Origin of the sequence: Asaia sp. SF2.1 (genome assembly GCF_000505765.1) — a bacterium.
GTDB classification, from domain to species: domain Bacteria; phylum Pseudomonadota; class Alphaproteobacteria; order Acetobacterales; family Acetobacteraceae; genus Asaia; species Asaia bogorensis.
Genome location: NZ_AYXS01000003.1, coordinates 95,963 through 96,173, shown reverse-complemented (window position 1 = coordinate 96,173; position 211 = coordinate 95,963). Strand labels below are relative to the sequence as shown.

General features: G+C 55.0%; 1 protein-coding gene. It reads right to left on the bottom strand.

The window, feature by feature from the left end; all coding sequences use genetic code 11:
* On the bottom strand, positions 1-159 hold a 159-nt coding region (locus P792_RS36405), incomplete at its 3' end, for a type II toxin-antitoxin system RelE/ParE family toxin (protein ID WP_235075396.1).
* Between the last annotated feature and the right edge of the window lie 52 nt (positions 160-211).

The window sequence follows — 211 nt, the reverse complement described above, 5'->3', positions numbered from 1 at the left end:
GAGTTGTCCCTGCTCATTGAGACGAAAAGTAAGCCGCCAGTTTTTAGTGACGGTCATGGACCAAGTGCCTGCCCGCTCTCCGACCAAAGGATGCAGGCTATAATTGGGAGGCACCGTGAGCTCATCGAGTGATTCCGCAGCGTCGATGAAGGCGAGCATCTTTCGTAACCGGCTTACATCGCCGACCAGTCCTTTGGCATTTCCCGTCTCG